Source organism: Erwinia plantamica, assembly GCF_043420595.1.
Taxonomy (GTDB): Bacteria; Pseudomonadota; Gammaproteobacteria; order Enterobacterales; family Enterobacteriaceae; genus Erwinia; species Erwinia aeris.
The window spans coordinates 30,746-46,078 of record NZ_JBGCUC010000003.1 but is presented as its reverse complement, the minus strand read 5'-3'; the positions used below and the strand labels follow the sequence as shown (position 1 = coordinate 46,078).

Annotated in this window: 18 protein-coding genes and 1 tRNA gene; 10 read left to right on the top strand and 9 right to left on the bottom strand. The window is 56.1% G+C overall.

The genetic code is table 11. From position 1 onward, the window contains the following. Positions 1-67: 67 nt before the first annotated feature. Positions 68-709 carry a TetR/AcrR family transcriptional regulator gene (locus tag AB3U87_RS03650; protein ID WP_253460391.1) on the bottom strand — a complete coding sequence of 214 codons (642 nt, stop codon included), beginning with the start codon at positions 707-709 and terminating at the stop codon, positions 68-70. 171 nt (positions 710-880) lie between these two features. Here AB3U87_RS03650 and AB3U87_RS03645 point away from each other — a divergent pair, with 171 nt between their 5' ends. After that, on the top strand, positions 881-1,051 hold the full coding sequence (locus AB3U87_RS03645) for a hypothetical protein (RefSeq protein ID WP_253460394.1): 171 nt from the start codon (positions 881-883) through the stop codon (positions 1,049-1,051). A 90-nt stretch (positions 1,052-1,141) separates the two neighbouring features. On the opposite strand, the gene AB3U87_RS03640 is transcribed toward AB3U87_RS03645, so the two are convergent. The 4 genes from AB3U87_RS03640 to AB3U87_RS03625 form a co-directional block, all read right to left on the bottom strand. Continuing rightward, positions 1,142-1,696, bottom strand: a complete 555-nt coding sequence (locus AB3U87_RS03640; RefSeq protein ID WP_253460397.1) for a UPF0149 family protein — start codon at positions 1,694-1,696, stop codon at positions 1,142-1,144. Positions 1,697-2,085: 389 nt separating this feature from the next. Further along, positions 2,086-2,161, bottom strand: a tRNA-Asn gene (locus AB3U87_RS03635). Positions 2,162-2,262: 101 nt separating this feature from the next. Continuing rightward, positions 2,263-3,030 carry a DgsA anti-repressor MtfA gene (mtfA, locus tag AB3U87_RS03630; protein ID WP_253460415.1) on the bottom strand — a complete coding sequence of 256 codons (768 nt, stop codon included), beginning with the start codon at positions 3,028-3,030 and terminating at the stop codon, positions 2,263-2,265. 197 nt (positions 3,031-3,227) lie between these two features. After that, the gene (locus tag AB3U87_RS03625) at positions 3,228-3,887 is read right to left on the bottom strand and encodes a hypothetical protein (protein ID WP_253460419.1); all 660 of its coding nucleotides are present in this window, start codon (positions 3,885-3,887) and stop codon (positions 3,228-3,230) included. Between the two features lie 581 nt (positions 3,888-4,468). Here AB3U87_RS03625 and AB3U87_RS03620 point away from each other — a divergent pair. Both AB3U87_RS03620 and AB3U87_RS03615 read left to right on the top strand, forming a co-directional pair. Further along, positions 4,469-5,173 carry a phosphohydrolase gene (locus AB3U87_RS03620; RefSeq protein WP_253460422.1) on the top strand — a complete coding sequence of 235 codons (705 nt, stop codon included), beginning with the start codon at positions 4,469-4,471 and terminating at the stop codon, positions 5,171-5,173. 73 nt (positions 5,174-5,246) lie between these two features. Beyond that, the gene (locus AB3U87_RS03615) at positions 5,247-5,495 is read left to right on the top strand and encodes a hypothetical protein (protein WP_125288030.1); all 249 of its coding nucleotides are present in this window, start codon (positions 5,247-5,249) and stop codon (positions 5,493-5,495) included. 48 nt (positions 5,496-5,543) lie between these two features. On the opposite strand, the gene AB3U87_RS03610 is transcribed toward AB3U87_RS03615, so the two are convergent. Next, positions 5,544-6,200: an epoxyqueuosine reductase QueH gene (locus AB3U87_RS03610; RefSeq protein WP_301251156.1), complete on the bottom strand. Its 657-nt coding sequence runs from the start codon at positions 6,198-6,200 to the stop codon at positions 5,544-5,546. 146 nt (positions 6,201-6,346) lie between these two features. Between AB3U87_RS03610 and AB3U87_RS03605 the strand changes: the two genes are divergently transcribed. Both AB3U87_RS03605 and AB3U87_RS03600 read left to right on the top strand, forming a co-directional pair. Then, positions 6,347-7,723, top strand: a complete 1,377-nt coding sequence (locus tag AB3U87_RS03605) for a DNA cytosine methyltransferase (protein WP_394148432.1) — start codon at positions 6,347-6,349, stop codon at positions 7,721-7,723. A gap of 42 nt (positions 7,724-7,765) precedes the next feature. Continuing rightward, entirely contained in the window at positions 7,766-8,248 is a 483-nt protein-coding gene (locus tag AB3U87_RS03600; RefSeq protein ID WP_253460429.1) for a very short patch repair endonuclease, read from the top strand. 59 nt (positions 8,249-8,307) lie between these two features. On the opposite strand, the gene yedA is transcribed toward AB3U87_RS03600, so the two are convergent. Beyond that, on the bottom strand, positions 8,308-9,225 hold the full coding sequence (gene yedA / locus AB3U87_RS03595; RefSeq protein WP_394148430.1) for a drug/metabolite exporter YedA: 918 nt from the start codon (positions 9,223-9,225) through the stop codon (positions 8,308-8,310). A gap of 170 nt (positions 9,226-9,395) precedes the next feature. On the opposite strand from yedA, the gene AB3U87_RS03590 reads away from it, so the two are divergent. From AB3U87_RS03590 to dgcQ, 5 genes are all read left to right on the top strand, one after another. Beyond that, positions 9,396-9,668 (top strand): hypothetical protein, encoded by a 273-nt coding sequence (locus tag AB3U87_RS03590; RefSeq protein WP_125288026.1) that lies wholly within the window; start codon positions 9,396-9,398, stop codon positions 9,666-9,668. A gap of 15 nt (positions 9,669-9,683) precedes the next feature. After that, the gene (locus tag AB3U87_RS03585) at positions 9,684-10,583 is read left to right on the top strand and encodes a DUF808 family protein (protein WP_253460436.1); all 900 of its coding nucleotides are present in this window, start codon (positions 9,684-9,686) and stop codon (positions 10,581-10,583) included. A gap of 39 nt (positions 10,584-10,622) precedes the next feature. After that, positions 10,623-10,754: a hypothetical protein gene (locus AB3U87_RS03580; RefSeq protein ID WP_255416512.1), complete on the top strand. Its 132-nt coding sequence runs from the start codon at positions 10,623-10,625 to the stop codon at positions 10,752-10,754. Between the two features lie 168 nt (positions 10,755-10,922). Continuing rightward, positions 10,923-11,102, top strand: a complete 180-nt coding sequence (locus AB3U87_RS03575; protein WP_125288024.1) for a YodC family protein — start codon at positions 10,923-10,925, stop codon at positions 11,100-11,102. 126 nt (positions 11,103-11,228) lie between these two features. After that, positions 11,229-12,863, top strand: coding sequence for a cellulose biosynthesis regulator diguanylate cyclase DgcQ (gene dgcQ, locus AB3U87_RS03570; RefSeq protein WP_394148429.1), 1,635 nt, complete (start codon positions 11,229-11,231; stop codon positions 12,861-12,863). Here the strand turns inward: dgcQ and AB3U87_RS03565 are convergent. After that, positions 12,860-14,080, bottom strand: a complete 1,221-nt coding sequence (locus AB3U87_RS03565) for a glycosyltransferase family protein (protein WP_253460442.1) — start codon at positions 14,078-14,080, stop codon at positions 12,860-12,862. The genes dgcQ and AB3U87_RS03565 overlap by 4 nt on opposite strands. A gap of 51 nt (positions 14,081-14,131) precedes the next feature. Next, entirely contained in the window at positions 14,132-14,926 is a 795-nt protein-coding gene (locus tag AB3U87_RS03560) for a mannosyl-3-phosphoglycerate phosphatase-related protein (RefSeq protein ID WP_394148427.1), read from the bottom strand. Positions 14,927-15,333 lie beyond the last annotated feature (407 nt).

Here is a 15,333-nt window from a genome sequence, read left to right as displayed (position 1 = left end):
AATCACCCTGGAACAACAGCGGTTCAGGGTAAAAAAGTTGTACAACATATTTGTAAGTTGTACAACCTTATGCGGCACCGGGCCGCAGATAGCGCAGCGTGGCATCCACTACCAGCTGGCGATTGCGGGCAATACTTTGCTGTTCGCTTTCGTTATCGCCAAACAGCGTATTGAAGGTGTAGCGGTTAGAGACATTATGCGTACAGATGCTGCTAATCAGGCGGTGCACGTCCACCGTATTGACGTTGGGGTCGAAAACGCCGTCGGCTTTGCCCCGCGTTAAGATCTCTTCCAGCACGTTAAGCGCGCTCTGATTTAACGTCTTAATGCGCGCAGACTGGCTGATATAGCGGCCGCGCATCAGGTTCTCGCTGCATACCAGGCGCATAAAGTCGGGATGGGAGAGATGATAGTCAAAACTCGCTTCCGCCAGCCTTTGCATCGCCAGCTGCGGCGGCAGTTCGGTCAGGTTCAGCTCGGTTTCGTGCTGGCGAATAGCCTGGTAGACCTGTTCCAGCACCGCCATGTACAGGTTTTCTTTATTGGTAAAGTGGTAGACCACCATACGTTTAGTGGTGTCGGCGTGGTCGGCGATCTGCTCCATGCGCGCGCCCTGTAAACCAAATTCGGCAAAAGTAGCCAGCGCGCCGGCAAGAATACGTTTCTTTAACCCTTCCGGGTCGTTTTTTCGTTTGGCAAGTGCGGGCATAGCAAATCAGTTAATCCGTGATCCAGAGCCTTAGCGGCTGAAGCGGACAAGAATACCATAAAAACCCTAAGCTGATTTTTGGGAAAGGTTGGAAGAAGTGGATATTTCCCTGCCAGGCGCACCTGCGGTTAAATCCGCTTAACGCATCTATCCGCTTTGCAGGAGAAATTTATGTCTCGTCTGAAAAAGTATTTTGCCGCCTTTTCCGGCTGGTTTACGCCATCGGTTACACCCGAAGAGAGCATCGATCCGTCAAGGCTGAGTGAATCGCTGCTGCCGATCGGCCAGCTGTACGGCTTTGAGATGAGCTGGCTGCGCGCAAGGGGCTACGGTGAAAAATAATCGCTACCGCCTGACGCTGCGCTACAGCTACTGGAATGAACTGTGCGCTTTAGCGTGCCGCGTCTTCAGCAACGCGGCACGTCTTCGCTTTTAGTGCAGCGGCCAGTTGCCGGCCAGCTCCAGCGCGGCGTGACTAATAGCCTCCACGCTTTGCTCAAACTCTTCCGCCGTCATTTTTTCCAGCTCGCTAAAGTGCTCTTCCTTGCCATGTAGCGCAATGGCATGGAGCGCAGGCTTAAGGTGATCCGGCAGCGCCGACCAGTCGCTTAACGCTACGCCTTTCATATAGCCAATGCACCACTCTTCCACGATAGTGACTTCCAGATCTTCCTCGCTGCTGGTGCCGAACAGCGGCTCGAACTGCTCGGGATACTCTTTCAGCCGCTCGGCGATATCGTTCTGATGCTGCGTCACCAGTTCGGTGAAACGCTGCTGGTCTGTTTCATTCCAAAGCGGAAGATTGTTTTCGCCGCCCCAAATAATGGCCTGCAAACGCTCGTCGGAGACAGGTTCCGGCGAAGAGAGCAGGGCGGTTAACAATCCATCCAGTTCTGAGGCATCAAGCACCGCGTCATCGGTGCCGTACTGCGCCAGAATATTATCGAGCCATTCCAGCTCTTCAGCCGTTAAGGGTCCTTGTTGCATGTTATAACCTCTTTTTTCCGTGGATTACCGCGTGGGCGCTATTCTCGATGCCAGGGGCGCAAAAAGCCATCCTGTCAGCCCGCTGCCGCTAAAAAAACGGCGGCTGGTGAAGCTGGCCGTGCTCTGACAGCAATTATGGCTCTTTTGCTGAGTATGCGTGGCTGAATTTATTACCTGCTCAATGGTTAAAGCAGCAAATAGCAGGTGTTCAGATGGTAGAGACCTGGCAATGTCGCTACCCCGTGCCTGGTGTAATTTTATGGCATAGCAAAATAAAATGAGGGCTGACTATACGCTTAAAACGGGTGGGGACAGGCGTAATGCTAAAAGCAGCCTGGGCCAAAAAGCAAAAAGCCCGCTCAAGTTTCCTTGAGCGGGCTTCTTTAATATGGCTCCTCTGACTGGACTCGAACCAGTGACATACGGATTAACAGTCCGCCGTTCTACCGACTGAACTACAGAGGAATCGGTTTCGATGGGGCGCATAGTAGCGAGGGCGGACCGGCGTGTCAACAGGAAAAAAGTCCAGCCCTTTCAACTGGCTATCTTTAAAACAGGGCGCGCAGCTAATGTACTGCGCCCGCGCCGTTGCGCAAAAGCGGATCCTGGCGATAGAAGCGGCAAAAATGCGGATAAAGCGCAGGAAAGCGATCGTTCAGCAGCTCAGGAGCGCTGAAGAAATATTCCGACAGGACCGCAAAGCACTCCGCCGGATCGCTGGCCGCATAGGCATCAATCGTTGCGGCATTTTCGCCGACCAGTTCGATTTCTTCTGCAATACTGGTCATCGCGGCATTCAGCTCGTGCTCCCACGCCGCGACGTGACGCAGCGGCATAGCCGGCACGCCGTTGGCATGGTCGCTGCCCCGGCTGTCGAGCTTGTGGGCAACCTCGTGAACGATCAGGTTATAGCCGGAAAGATCGAACGAATCCTGCACGTCCAGCCAGTTGAGCACCACCGGACCCTGCTGCCAGCTTTGGCCCGACTGCACCATACTCTCGCGATGCACCAGGCCAAACTCATCCTGCCATTCGTCGTCAACGATAAAAGGCGCGGGATAGATTAGCACCTCGTGAAACCCGTCCAGCCAGTCGTAACCCAGATTAAGTACCGGCAGACAGAACAGCAGGGCCAGCCGGGCCGACTTCAGCTCATCCAGCGCGAAATCCTGTAGCGCCACCAGCCGTTTCTGCTGTAGGAAGCGCGTGGCCAGCTGGATAAGCTGTTGCCGCTCGGCGTCATTCAGCGCGCCAAGCAGCGGAATAGCTAACGCCTGCTGCCAGGGCAGCGCGTCGAACACAGCATCGTTGGATTTCCGGAACCATTTAATCATGATGCAACCCACAGCAGAAAAACCTCACCCTGCCTCGGCGGATCGCTTGGCGCAGTCTCCGGCGAGCAGGCCATATAAAAGGGCACAGCAGCATGGAACAGCAGAGCGAACTTAAGCAAGCTTTTCAGCGATTTTCTGTGACGAAGCGAGATATTCAGGCCCCGGCGGCCCAGACCAGCCGGAGCCTGCGGGCAGCGTTATATACGCTCGAATTCAATAACCCACACCCAGGGGTTCACTTCCCAGCTGGTGCCGCCATACTGCAATGCCCACTGCTTGCGGTAGGCATCCTTAGGCGAAACGACCTCGTTATGCATGGTGAAGAAGTTATTCAGAAAATGGGAGTCTGTCTGCACGCCTTCGGCCAGCACATCATCGTCGCTGATATCCTGAATTTTCTCTGCCCGAACGGCGGTCACCATTAAATCAATGCGGCTTGCCCAGCGTGGCATATGGATGCCGGCCTGCCAGCCAAAATGCTCGTCTTCTTCGCCTGCGCTGGAGAACTCGCTGGTATCGGCACGATAGCGGCACCAGGCGGAAGATTTAAACTGGGCCGGATTGCGCTCGTAGTTAGCCATCTCTTCTACGGGAACCACCGGGCCGCGCCAGGTCTCTCTTACCCACAGGCGATCGCCAGGCTGACCGTAAGGGCAGTGGTAGCTCAAGTTCTCCATGCCCATCACGCGGTTGCCCTGCAAGTGATTGTTCAGAACATCAATCCCGTAGCATCCTTCATGGTTATCCTGGCCTGGACCAAAAAGTTGTGACTTCATAATGCGTCGGGTCTGGCGCTGCTGGCCTGAGAGCAGTGCTCGCACCCGTTGATCGCTAAACAAAATCGGGCGTTCTTTCATGGTTTGACCCCTGTTTCTTATTAGTTAAGACCCGCTCGCCGCCGTCAGGCGAAAAGGGATCCGGCATATGCTGTTAGCCTGTAGTGAAAAGTGTATACAAAAAGTATGCAATCATTAGCCGTGCTTGTTTATTTTTGAACCCGTTCTGCGCTCTCGCTTTCTGTGTGCGACGGGTGGCCAGGATCGGGTTCGGAAGGCCGGTTAGCGCCGGATTATCCGGGCCATCATAAATTTGACATATGCCGCCTTTACAATCCCTTACAGTAGCCGCAAGGGTGTATTATCGGAGCTTTCTGATGATGGCATGAGCTAAAAACAACGACCGACCGGCATTGATTCTAACTTACTGTGCAACAAAATGCTGGTAACTTATTGCAAAAACAACATTATAAGCGTTTATCTTTTTGGTTAAAAACGCGCCACCTGATAATGGCGGGCGACGAAGGTAACGGGAAAGGGGTTGTGGAAGTGTTAAGACAAACGTTATAAACATGAAGTAGATCGCATTTTTATCGCCGGTGGCGCCGCGGTGAAGCAAGGCCGCTGACGTCTCTGCAATTTTACATTACAGGGAGAAGGCTATGACACTAACCCACTGGCAAACCCGCTTTGAAAGCTGGCTGTTTGAGACCTGGCCGCAGGATGATAAAGCGCACGACATCGCCCATTTACGGCGCGTCTGGCTGACTGCACAGCGTATTATGAAAGGGATGGCGGTGGATGAACTGGTTGTGCTCACCAGCTGTTATTTCCACGATATCGTCAACCTGCCTAAGAACCATCCCGAAAGACACCTGGCTTCAGCAAAGGCGGCGGTTGAAACGCGGCGAATTTTGTCGGAAGTGTTTCCTGATTTTCCTGCCGATAAGCGTGAGGCGGTAGCGCATGCGGTACATGCCCACAGCTTTAGCGCCAACGTAACGGCGGAAACGCTGGAGGCAAAAATTGTTCAGGACGCCGACCGGTTGGAATCGCTGGGCGCGATCGGGCTGGCTCGGGTGTTTTATGTTTCCGGCGCGCTGGGCCGCTCGCTGTTCGACAGCGCCGATCCGCTGGGTCGCGATCGCCCGCTAAATGATGCTGAATGGGCGCTCGATCACTTCCAGAAGAAGCTGCTTAAGCTGCCGCAAACCATGCAGACGGCGGAAGGGCGTCGGCTTGCCGAGCATAATGCGGATTTCCTGATTACCTATATGGCCAAACTCTGCGCCGAACTGAAAGGGGAGTTTTGCGAGCTGGATCCGGATGTGCTGCGTGAATTTGTCGCGGCGCGGGGGAAATATTAAATTTTTGTGACAGTATGGTTAAGCAGATCTTTTCAGGCTACCGTGTTGCTAACATTTATCAGGAGATTCAGGCATGACCGACGCTGTTAGCTTAACGTTAAAAATTGACCCCGCTTTGAAAGAAACGCTGAAAAACCTGGCGCAGGAAAACCAGATTTCGCTCAGCCAGGAAGTCAGCCAGCGTTTACAGCTCAGTCTGACCACCCAGCAGCATCCGGCCGTGGACAACCAGAGCGTGCTCGAAGACGTCGATCCCCAGCTGAACGCCAGCGAGCTGAAACAGGTACGCGCCTTGCTGAAAAAAACGAAAAAGAAGAAGTAAAAAGGCCTTTCCGTCCCTGACTGCCTGGTCAGGGACGCCTGTCAGCCGCTACTCGTCTTCATCACCATAATAGAGTACGCCAAGCTTAATCAACGGACGCCCCTGGCTTTTACGATGCAGGTTGCTGTCGCGCAGTGAATAAACGCAGCCGCAATATTCCTGCTGATAAAAACGTTCGCGCTTGCTGATTTCAATCATGCGCGCCGATCCGCCTTTTTTCCGCCAGTTGTAATCCCAATAGACCAGCCCCGGATAGGGCGCCGCGGCCCGCTCGCCGCACTCGTTAATTTGCTGCATATTTTTCCAGCGCGAGATGCCCAGGCAGCTGGTGATAACGGGAAAGCCGTTTTCGTGCGCATAAAGCGCGGTGCGTTCAAAACGCATATCAAAACACATCGTGCAGCGCGCGCCGCGCTCCGGCTCCCATTCCATGCCCTTAGCCCGCTCAAACCAGTTATCGGTATCGTAATCGGCATCGATAAAAGGCACGCCGTGCTTCTCGGCAAAGCGAATATTCTCCTCTTTGCGCAGCAGATACTCTTTTTGTGGATGAATGTTGGGGTTATAGAAAAAGATGGTGTAATCGATGCCGGCCGCCGCGATGGCTTCCATAACCTCGCCAGAGCAGGGCGCGCAGCAGGAGTGCAGCAGCAGTTTGTTCGCGCCGTTCGGCAGAGTTAACGGCGGTCGCGTAATATCGCTCATCATTTCAGCTCCATTGTTTTAAACACGGCAAGTTTAGGCTGATGGCCGCCCGATGTCACGGATCGTGGCCCGCAGTAAAAGGCGGTTGCCCCTGGTTTTAGCGTGATGAAGTGGTAGACTGGCAGGCGTTTATTTCCGGAGAGACTATGAGCGAGTTCGACACTATTGCAGAGGCGCAGCCTGGACTGGAAGATCGCCAGCTGGCCGCCCGCCTGCAGGCCGTTTACGATATCAAAACCCTTCTGGCTACGCTGCAGCAGGTTGGTCACGCTAAGTGGACGCGGGAATCGTTAAGCCGCTGGCTGAAAGGCACGGGCGGGACGTTAAGCCAGGCGGAAGCGGACGCGCTGGCGCGCCTGCTGCCTCAGCCGCCCGCGCACCATCCGCACTACGCTTTCCGCTTTATCGATCTGTTTGCCGGTATCGGCGGTATCCGCAGCGGCTTTGAGGCGATTGGCGGGCAGTGCGTGTTTACCAGCGAATGGAATAAATACTCGGTCAGAACCTATAAGGCGAACTGGTACTGCGATCCGCAGGCGCACGTTTTCAATCAGGATATCCGCGACGTGACGCTAAGCGCGCAGCCGGTCAGCGAGCAGGAAGCCTATCGGCATATTGACCAGCAGGTACCGGAGCACGACGTGCTGCTGGCCGGTTTTCCCTGCCAGCCGTTTTCGCTGGCGGGCGTATCGAAAAAAAATGCGCTGGGCCGCGCTCATGGCTTTGAGTGCGAAGCGCAGGGCACGCTGTTTTTCGACGTGGCGCGCATTATCACCGCGAAGAAACCGGCGATCTTCGTGCTGGAAAACGTCAAAAACCTGAAGAGCCACGACAAAGGCAAAACCTTCCGCATCATTATGGAAACGCTGGACGAGCTGGGCTACGACGTGGCCGATGCGGATCTCAACGGCGCCGCCGATCCGAAAATCGTCGACGGCAGGCATTTTCTGCCGCAGCACCGTGAACGTATCGTGCTGGTCGGGTTTCGGCGCGATTTAAACCTGCCCAAATTCACGCTTTCCGCGCTCGCTCAGCACTATCCGCAGCAAAGGATCCCGCTGCGCCAGCTGCTGGACAGCCAGGTCGAGGCCAAATATATTCTGACGCCGTCGCTGTGGAAATATCTCTATAACTACGCGAAAAAGCATCAGGCGAAGGGCAACGGCTTTGGCTACGGGCTGGTCGACCCGGATAAAGAGCACGGCGTGGTGCGCACGCTCTCCGCGCGCTACTACAAAGACGGCTCGGAAATCCTGATCGATCGCGGCTGGGACAAAGAGCAGGGCGAGGTGGATTTCGACCATCCGCAAAACCAGCAGCGCCGTCCGCGCCGCCTGACGCCAAGAGAGTGCGCCCGCCTGATGGGCTTTGAGGCGCCGGGCGAAACGCGTTTCCGCATTCCGGTTTCAGACAGTCAGGCCTATCGCCAGTTTGGCAATTCAGTGGTGGTGCCCGCCTTTGCCGCCGTCGCCAGACTGTTGCAGCCCTGGATAGCGCAGGCGGTTAAGCAGGCGGAGAAGTAGGCCCGGAGGCGTCTATACTTAAGCCACCTCAAGGAGGATGCTATGGCTGATGTTCACACTTCCGCAATTCGCAGTAAAAATATGCGCGCTATCCGTACCCAGGATACCGCCATTGAAACCCGCCTGGCCGAGCTGTTGGCCGAGCGCGGGTTCAGCTATCGCGTGCAGGATAAGACGCTGCCGGGAAAGCCGGACTTCGTGCTGGAGAACCCTCAGGCCATTATTTTTGTGCACGGCTGCTTCTGGCATCATCACGACTGCTATCTGTTTAAAGTGCCGGCAACCCGCACCGAATTCTGGATGAATAAAATCAGCGGCAACGTGACGCGCGATAAGCGTTTTATCGATCAGCTGAGCGCCAGCGGCTGGCGGGTGCTGGTGGTTTGGGAATGCGCGCTGCGCGGTAAGCACAAGCTGGCGGACGAGGCGATAAGCGCCAGGCTGGAAGAGTGGCTTTTTGCCGGCGAGGGTAACGCCGAAATCGACTGGCAGGGCATTCACCTGATGCGCGAACGCCCTGCATAGTGCTCTGGCCATTGATGACTGAGGGCATCCACTAATGGATAAAAGCCCCGCATAGCGCCTTAGTCTGGACGAGATACCGATTTAATCACCGGCCTGCCGGGAAAAAGATATTTGCCCAGTGTGACCAGCACCACTGCAAAAAGGATCACCCCCAGCGCCAGCCATTCGCGCGGCGACAGGCTTTCACCGGCGAAGCTAATCCCCAGCAGCACCGCCACCACCGGATTAACGTAGGCGTAGCTGGTGGCGACCGCCGGGCTGACGTTGCGGATCAAAAACATATAGGCGTTGATGGCGATAATCGAACCGAACAGCGTCAGGTAGCCCAGCGCCAGCAGGCCGGACAGGCCCGGCGCGGCAGCCAGCTTTTCGCCACTAAGCTGGCTGACCGCCAGCAGAACCACACCCGCCGCCAGCATTTCTATTGCGCCCGCCATCATGCCTGTCGGGAGCGTGATGCGCGATCCCCATACCGAGCCAAACGCCCAGCTGATCGAGCCGATCAGAATGATCAATGCGCCCCAGGGATTACCGCCCAGGTGGCCGCCGCTGTTCAGCAGAATAATGCCGACCAGGCCAACCGCAATGCCCAGCCACTCTATCCAGCGGGTTGCCATGCCGAACAGGCGGCTGAAGCACATTGCAAACAGCGGGACGGTAGCGACCATCACGGCAGCGATACCGGAAGGCACCTGCTGATGCTCGGCAATCGTCACCGCGCCGTTGCCAATGGTCAGCAGCATAATCCCCACCAGCGCGGCGTTACCTGCCGCTCGCCAGCCGGGAAGCCGCTCGCCGCGCAGCAGCAGAAACACCAGCAGGACGACGCCCGCCAGCACGAAGCGCACGCCAGCCAGCATCATCGGCGGCCAGCTTTCTACCCCAATACGAATAACGAAATAGGTCGATCCCCAGATAAAGTAAAGGGCGAACAAAGCGGCCAGAAGCGGAAGCAGAGCGGGCGCACGACGTAACATAAGGTTTCTCACAGCGGGTTGGGGTCGTTAAGTTACCGTTAAAAAAAGATTTCAACCAGATGAAATAGCGTCTTTTTAACGGCCGGAAAGCGATTCAGTCCACATAATTTGCATCTCTCGTGCATACTTGCTTAGATCACACTCTTTAACATCCTGTAGCAGGACAGACGATGGCCAGTATCAAACTCACAGTCAGACGGCTGTACAAAATCAGCGGCGAGCGCATGGTCAACACGCAGGCTACCGCGCGCATTTTTGTAGGCGAGCAGCTGGTGGCGACGGAGGAGATCGCCGGGATGACCGAAAGCCCGGTCAGCAAATTTGTGCATCACAACCTGGACGCGGGCCAGCCGGTGAGGGTTGAGTGGGATTGCGAAGGCATAGCCGATATGACGGTAGCGGAAGTCAACGTCTGTCCCTGCTGTCAGCATGATGAACATTAAATAAGGAAGGAAATTTTGGCGGGTAGTAGCTTACTGACTTTACTGGATGATATCGCCACGTTGATGGACGATATCTCAATCATGGGCAAGGTGGCGGCAAAGAAGACCGTCGGCGTGCTGGGCGACGATCTGTCGCTGAACGCGCAGCAGGTCAGCGGCGTCAAAGCCAACCGGGAACTGCCTGTGGTCTGGGGCGTGGCGAAAGGCTCTTTTCTTAACAAGCTGATCCTGGTGCCGCTGGCGCTGGCCATCAGCGCGTGGATCCCCTGGGCGATCACGCCGCTGCTGATGCTGGGCGGTGCTTACCTTAGCTATGAAGGCGTGGAAAAGGTGCTGCATAGCCTGCACGGCAAAGAGAAAAACAGCGATGCGGCGCGAGAACAGCGGCTGCGCAATCTCTCGCAGCAGGAAGCCGCCGCCTTCGAGAAGAAAAAGGTCAAAGGCGCAGTGCGCACGGACTTTATTCTGTCGGCAGAAATTGTGGCCATTACGCTGGGTATCGTTTCCGAAGCGCCGCTGCTGAGCCAGGTGATGATCCTGGCGGGTATCGCCATTCTGGTTACCGTCGGCGTGTACGGCATTGTCGCCTGTATCGTGAAAATCGACGATCTGGGCCTGTGGCTGCAACAGAAAACCTCATCGCTGGCCAAAGGTATCGGCAGCGTGCTGCTGACCCTGGCGCCAAAAATGATGAAGGTGCTGACGGTAGTCGGCACAATAGCGATGTTTCTGGTCGGCGGCGGCATCATTGCGCACGGCGTGCCCTTCATCCATCACTTTATTGAGCATCTGGCCGCGGGCCACAGCGGTTTTATCAGCTCGCTTATCAGCAACGGCGCAAATCTGGTGATTGGTTTTATCGTCGGATCGATCGTGCTGTGCGGGGTAAATCTGGCTGGCAAACTGCGGGCATAATCAGTATAAAGACACCCCTTCACCAAACCGGGAGCGACGATGAAAGACGATATTTTTGAATTTGATATTGATGCCGAGCTGGAACAGGCAGAAGCCAACGCCGAGAAAAAAGCCAGCGAAGTCCCGACTGACCTGAGCGACGAAGCGGACTGCGAAGGCTGCAAAATCTGAGTTCGACCCTTCTTTGAAGCGAGTAATCCTTACTCGCTTTTTTTAATTTTCGCCTTTTTAACTGCTTATTCCTTTTTAACAAAACTTTTACCTACCGTTAACGGCGCGCCGCGCGATTGCCTGCTATACCTGAATTTCCCCCGAAGTTTCCAGCTCAGGAGAAACGGCATGATCATGGTCAGTGAGGCAGTGCAGCTTAAAGAAGGCGGTCCGGCAATGGTGGTTACCGGCTATGCCAGCGGTATGGTGGAGTGTCGCTGGTATGACGGCTACAGCGTGCGGCGCGAAGCGTTTCGGGAAGAGGAGCTTTGCGCGCTGAGCGCGGGGCAAAACCGGCTTGCCAGCTAGCGTTGAACGAACGGGACGAGAAATTTCGTCCTGTTATCATTTACTTCCCGCCGCGCCGCTGCTGGCGCAACCTTCCTGCCGCAGCTAAACTGAAAAGCTCTTTCCCGCTGGCAGGAGCGTTGCCGTGTGAAGCTGGCCCATTCCCATCCTGAGGCGGTTATTCATGTCTGTTTTCTGCTGGTCTTTCTTTTCTCCTCGGTACTGACCTGGCGAGAAGGCAGCGTGTTAAAAGCAACCTATGAGCTTAGCCAGCGCGCCAGCCTGAAAGATATTGCCGACGATCTCGATCGCCAGTTTCAGTTCAGCCTTGACCAGCTGTTGTTCTGCCGCAATATGCTGCAACAGGTTATGCGCGCGCCTGCCGAAAACAGCCAGATGCGGCGACAGCTGGACTATTTTTCGCTGCTGCGTAGCCAGCCGGTCTGGCATCTCTACGCCAGCATGACCCACAGCCTGCCGCTATCCGGTATTGCCGACGACGCGGTTGCCGCCTATCCGCTGCTCAGGCGCGACGACGCCAGGCTAAAGCCGGAGCTGGCGGCAACGCTGATGATGAGCCTGATTTTGCAGCTTAACGACGCCAACAGAGATTTTCATTCGCGGCTCTGGTACCTCTCGCGGGCGGGATTCTGGCTCAGCTCCACGCCGTTGCCGCAGGGCGAGGATACGCTGCGCTATCTTACCCGCGTGGTGAACGCGCCCTGGTTTACCGCTATGCGGCCTGAAAGCAATCTGTCCAGGCAGCCGCGCTGGAGCGGCCCGGACGCGACTGCCGCAGGCCGCAGCGCGTTGACGCTCAGTCTGCCTGTCGATCTGGACGGCTACTGGTATGGCGTGCTGGCAATGGATTTTTCGGCCGCCAACATTCGCCAACAGCTTCTGCTGTCGCTGCCTGAACGGCCAATGGGCAGCATACTTTTTTATGATATCAACCTGAGGCCGCTGGCCAGCGCCGTAGACGGGCCAGCGACCGCACATTTTACCGCTGAGCAGATCGCCCGGCTGCAACGGGCCATCGCCCACAGCGATCGCGGCGCGTTGCGGCTTGATACGCGCTATATCAGCTGGGTCAAAACCCGTTATGCCCGAGGCGTATTGATTAATGTGGATACGCTGCGGCAGAGCCTGACTGGCAGCACCGGTCAGGTAGCGCTGGCGTTGCTGGGGATGTGGCTGCTGTTTACGCTGGCGCTGCTGCTGTCGCACCAGCTCATTATTCGTCTGGTCAGGCGCCTGCTGGCGATGCAGGAAAAACTCCGCTGGCGCGCCAGCCATGACGGGCTGACGAAGATGCTGAACCGCAGCGCGTTTTTCGAACGGGCTAACGCGCTGGCGTACGAGAGCCAGCTCAGGCAGAGGCCTTTTTCGGTGATCCAGCTGGATCTCGACCGCTTTAAACAGGTAAACGACAGCTATGGTCATGAGGCAGGCGATCGCGTGCTGGCCTATGCCGCCGCCGTGATAGATGACACCATTGACCCGTCGGCGATCGCCGGGCGCGTTGGCGGTGAGGAGTTTTGCATTGCGCTGGCCGTTACTGCCGACGAGGCCGTGGCAATAGCGGAGAAAGTTCGCGTCGCGCTGGCGCAAAAGCAGGTGTTTGCCGGGAATTCAGCATGGCTGAGGGTAACGGCCTCGCTGGGAGTCGCCTCCAGCGAGGCGTCGGGCGACTATCATTTTAAAAGCCTGCGCTCGATTGCCGACCGCAGGCTCTATATAGCCAAAACGTCAGGACGCAATCGCGTCTGCGACCGGGACTAAACGTTGCCCTTGTTATCCTCTTCCACCGCCTGATAGATACGCTGCATAATGTCAGGGAAAGCGGACTGCACGCGGCTCCAGCTTGGAATAAACGGTTTTTCGTTCGGCCGCTCGATAAAGGATTGTCCGGCTTCCAGAATCGACTGAGTAAACATTTCCACCGCCGCCTCTTCCGCGTGCTGATCGAACTTCAGCCCGTTCATCGCCGCTTCATGGCTGTAGATCTCCATCATATCCAGCGCGTTGCGGTAATAGGTCGCTTTCAACACGCGGAACGAGTCGCTGGTCAAATCCACGCCCATTGTCGCCATCTTGCGCAGCAAAGACTGGACGATATCGTTACTCATCCGGCGCAGGCCGCCGGTGCCGTCCTCTTCCGACAGCGGCTGGTGTTTATGATCGTAATTATGCGCGATCTCAACCTGGCAGCTCTGGCGCGTGGTGTAGTTGCGATAGATTTCAGACAGCACGCCGATTTCCAGCCCCCAGTCGCCGGGGATCTTTATATTGTTCAGCACGTGCGTGCGCATTGCGAACTCGCCGGAAAGCGGATAGCGGAAGCTGGTCAGATAGTCCAGGTATTCCGAATGGCCGTACACTTTCTGCAGCGAACGCAGCAGCGGCCCAACCAGCAGGCGGCCAACGCGACCGTTCAGCTTGTTGTCGGCCACGCGGGCGTAAAAACCCTTACAGAACTCATACTGAAAAGACGGGTTCGCCAGCGGATAGAGCAGCCTTGCCAGCATGCCGCGTTCATAAGTTACGATATCGCAGTCGTGCAGCGCCACGCAGCTGGTACTTTCCGAAGAGAGCGTATAGCCGGTACAGAACCAGACGTTACGACCCTTGCCCGGTTGAGAAGGGGAAAGCCCTTCTTTATCCAGCTCGGCATCAATCGCCTTCAGGCGCGGCCCGTCGTTCCACAAAATACGATGGCGCTGCGGCAGGCGGGAAAAAAAGTCGCGGGCGTAAAGAAACTGCTCGCGATCGGCGCGATCCAGGCCGATAACTATCTCTTCGAGATAGGGCACCTTAGCCAGCTCGTCAACGATATGGCCGAGCGCCGGGCCTTCCAGTTCGGAAAAAAGCGAAGGCAGGATCAGTCCCATCTTGCGCCGCGTGGCGAACTGCACCAGCTCCTGCTCCAGTTCCTCAACTGGACGTGCGGTGAGATTATGAAAGTTGGTGATAACGCCGTTCTGGAAAAAATCACTCATCGCGTGTTCCTTAAGCCGGGCCCGTAGTTGGGCTGCATGGGAAATCTGTTATCAGGTAATGTAGTGCGTCAGGCCCTCGCTCCAGCCCTCCGGGCCAAAGCCTGCGCTGTAAAAAACATGTTGCTGACGCTTCAGCGTCACGCCGGTTTTGCTATAGCCTTTGGTCACGACGGCATAATCTACTTTCTCCAGCATGGGCGCATCGTTGGGACCGTCGCCCAGACCGATAGTGATCCAGCGGCCGCTGCCGGGAGGCGGGTAGTGCGTCAGCAGCCAGTCAAGCGCCGCGCCCTTACCGCGTCCCTGATTCATGACGTGCCAGAAACGCCCGCCCTGAACCAGCTCCAGCTGTTGCGCCGCCAGCGCCTGTTGGAAAGCGGTAAACTGCTCGCTGGTATCTCGCCAGATCAAACTTTCCGACCCTTCCCGCGTTTTCGCCAGGGCGGCGTCGCGCGGCGTCAGGCCTGTCCAGTCCGCCACCTCTTTTTCCGTCACGTCGGCGAACCCGGTAAATTTAAAGCCATCCTGCTCACGCAATTGCCGCAGCGTCTTGCAGATCGCCGCATAATCCTTTGCGGAAGGCCGATCGGCAGCGGCAGGCGTTTGCTGCTGCCATTTCACGATGGCCCCGTTTTCCGCAATAAAAGGCGCGCCGACGATATCCAGCGCCCGCTGCAGAGGCTCAATTTCCGCCGCCGTCTTGCTTGAACAGATCACGATGGGAATATCGGCCGCCTTCAGACGCGCCAGCCAGGCCTCGGCAGCCTCCCAGCTGTAGGTATGATGATCCAGCAGGGAACCATCTAAATCCGTAACTATCATCAGGGGATCATGCAGCGCCGGCATCGTTGTTTCTCCATAGCCTGAGGCAAGTGACTCAAGTATAGCGGTATCCATCGAAGGCGCAGAAAAGGCAGGCAAACAAACGAAGCGGTTCGCCCAGGAATTCTCTTAAAAAACAGCAATAACTCACGTAAGTAACTACTTACAGGCGAGCAGGCGAGGCGACAGGGCTTCAGACAAAAAAGGTGGATAAATTCACAGGAAAAAAAATAATGTGCTATGAAGTTAAGAAAATTCTTAATAAGGCCAATCGGTAGGCTACGCGGGTCAGAGATTTTTCTCTGTAGCGAATTTTAATTTTTTCCCGGCCGCTGGCCGGGTTTTTTTTGCGCATAACCGACGCAATGCCTGAAAAAAAGGCAAAAAAAAGCCCGCGCTGCGCGGGCAAAAATCCTTGTTACTTTTTAGGT

Excerpts from the sequence above, each read along its gene's own strand:
- AB3U87_RS03650 (WP_253460391.1), bottom strand. The coding sequence starts at position 709 with ATGCCCGCACTTGCCAAACGAAAAAACGACCCGGAAGGGTTAAAGAAA.
- AB3U87_RS03645 (WP_253460394.1), top strand. The coding sequence starts at position 881 with ATGTCTCGTCTGAAAAAGTATTTTGCCGCCTTTTCCGGCTGGTTTACG.
- AB3U87_RS03640 (WP_253460397.1), bottom strand. The coding sequence starts at position 1,696 with ATGCAACAAGGACCCTTAACGGCTGAAGAGCTGGAATGGCTCGATAAT.
- mtfA (WP_253460415.1), bottom strand. The coding sequence starts at position 3,030 with ATGATTAAATGGTTCCGGAAATCCAACGATGCTGTGTTCGACGCGCTG.
- AB3U87_RS03625 (WP_253460419.1), bottom strand. The coding sequence starts at position 3,887 with ATGAAAGAACGCCCGATTTTGTTTAGCGATCAACGGGTGCGAGCACTG.
- AB3U87_RS03620 (WP_253460422.1), top strand. The coding sequence starts at position 4,469 with ATGACACTAACCCACTGGCAAACCCGCTTTGAAAGCTGGCTGTTTGAG.
- AB3U87_RS03615 (WP_125288030.1), top strand. The coding sequence starts at position 5,247 with ATGACCGACGCTGTTAGCTTAACGTTAAAAATTGACCCCGCTTTGAAA.
- AB3U87_RS03610 (WP_301251156.1), bottom strand. The coding sequence starts at position 6,200 with ATGAGCGATATTACGCGACCGCCGTTAACTCTGCCGAACGGCGCGAAC.
- AB3U87_RS03605 (WP_394148432.1), top strand. The coding sequence starts at position 6,347 with ATGAGCGAGTTCGACACTATTGCAGAGGCGCAGCCTGGACTGGAAGAT.
- AB3U87_RS03600 (WP_253460429.1), top strand. The coding sequence starts at position 7,766 with ATGGCTGATGTTCACACTTCCGCAATTCGCAGTAAAAATATGCGCGCT.
- yedA (WP_394148430.1), bottom strand. The coding sequence starts at position 9,225 with ATGTTACGTCGTGCGCCCGCTCTGCTTCCGCTTCTGGCCGCTTTGTTC.
- AB3U87_RS03590 (WP_125288026.1), top strand. The coding sequence starts at position 9,396 with ATGGCCAGTATCAAACTCACAGTCAGACGGCTGTACAAAATCAGCGGC.
- AB3U87_RS03580 (WP_255416512.1), top strand. The coding sequence starts at position 10,623 with ATGAAAGACGATATTTTTGAATTTGATATTGATGCCGAGCTGGAACAG.
- AB3U87_RS03575 (WP_125288024.1), top strand. The coding sequence starts at position 10,923 with ATGATCATGGTCAGTGAGGCAGTGCAGCTTAAAGAAGGCGGTCCGGCA.
- AB3U87_RS03565 (WP_253460442.1), bottom strand. The coding sequence starts at position 14,080 with ATGAGTGATTTTTTCCAGAACGGCGTTATCACCAACTTTCATAATCTC.
- AB3U87_RS03560 (WP_394148427.1), bottom strand. The coding sequence starts at position 14,926 with ATGCCGGCGCTGCATGATCCCCTGATGATAGTTACGGATTTAGATGGT.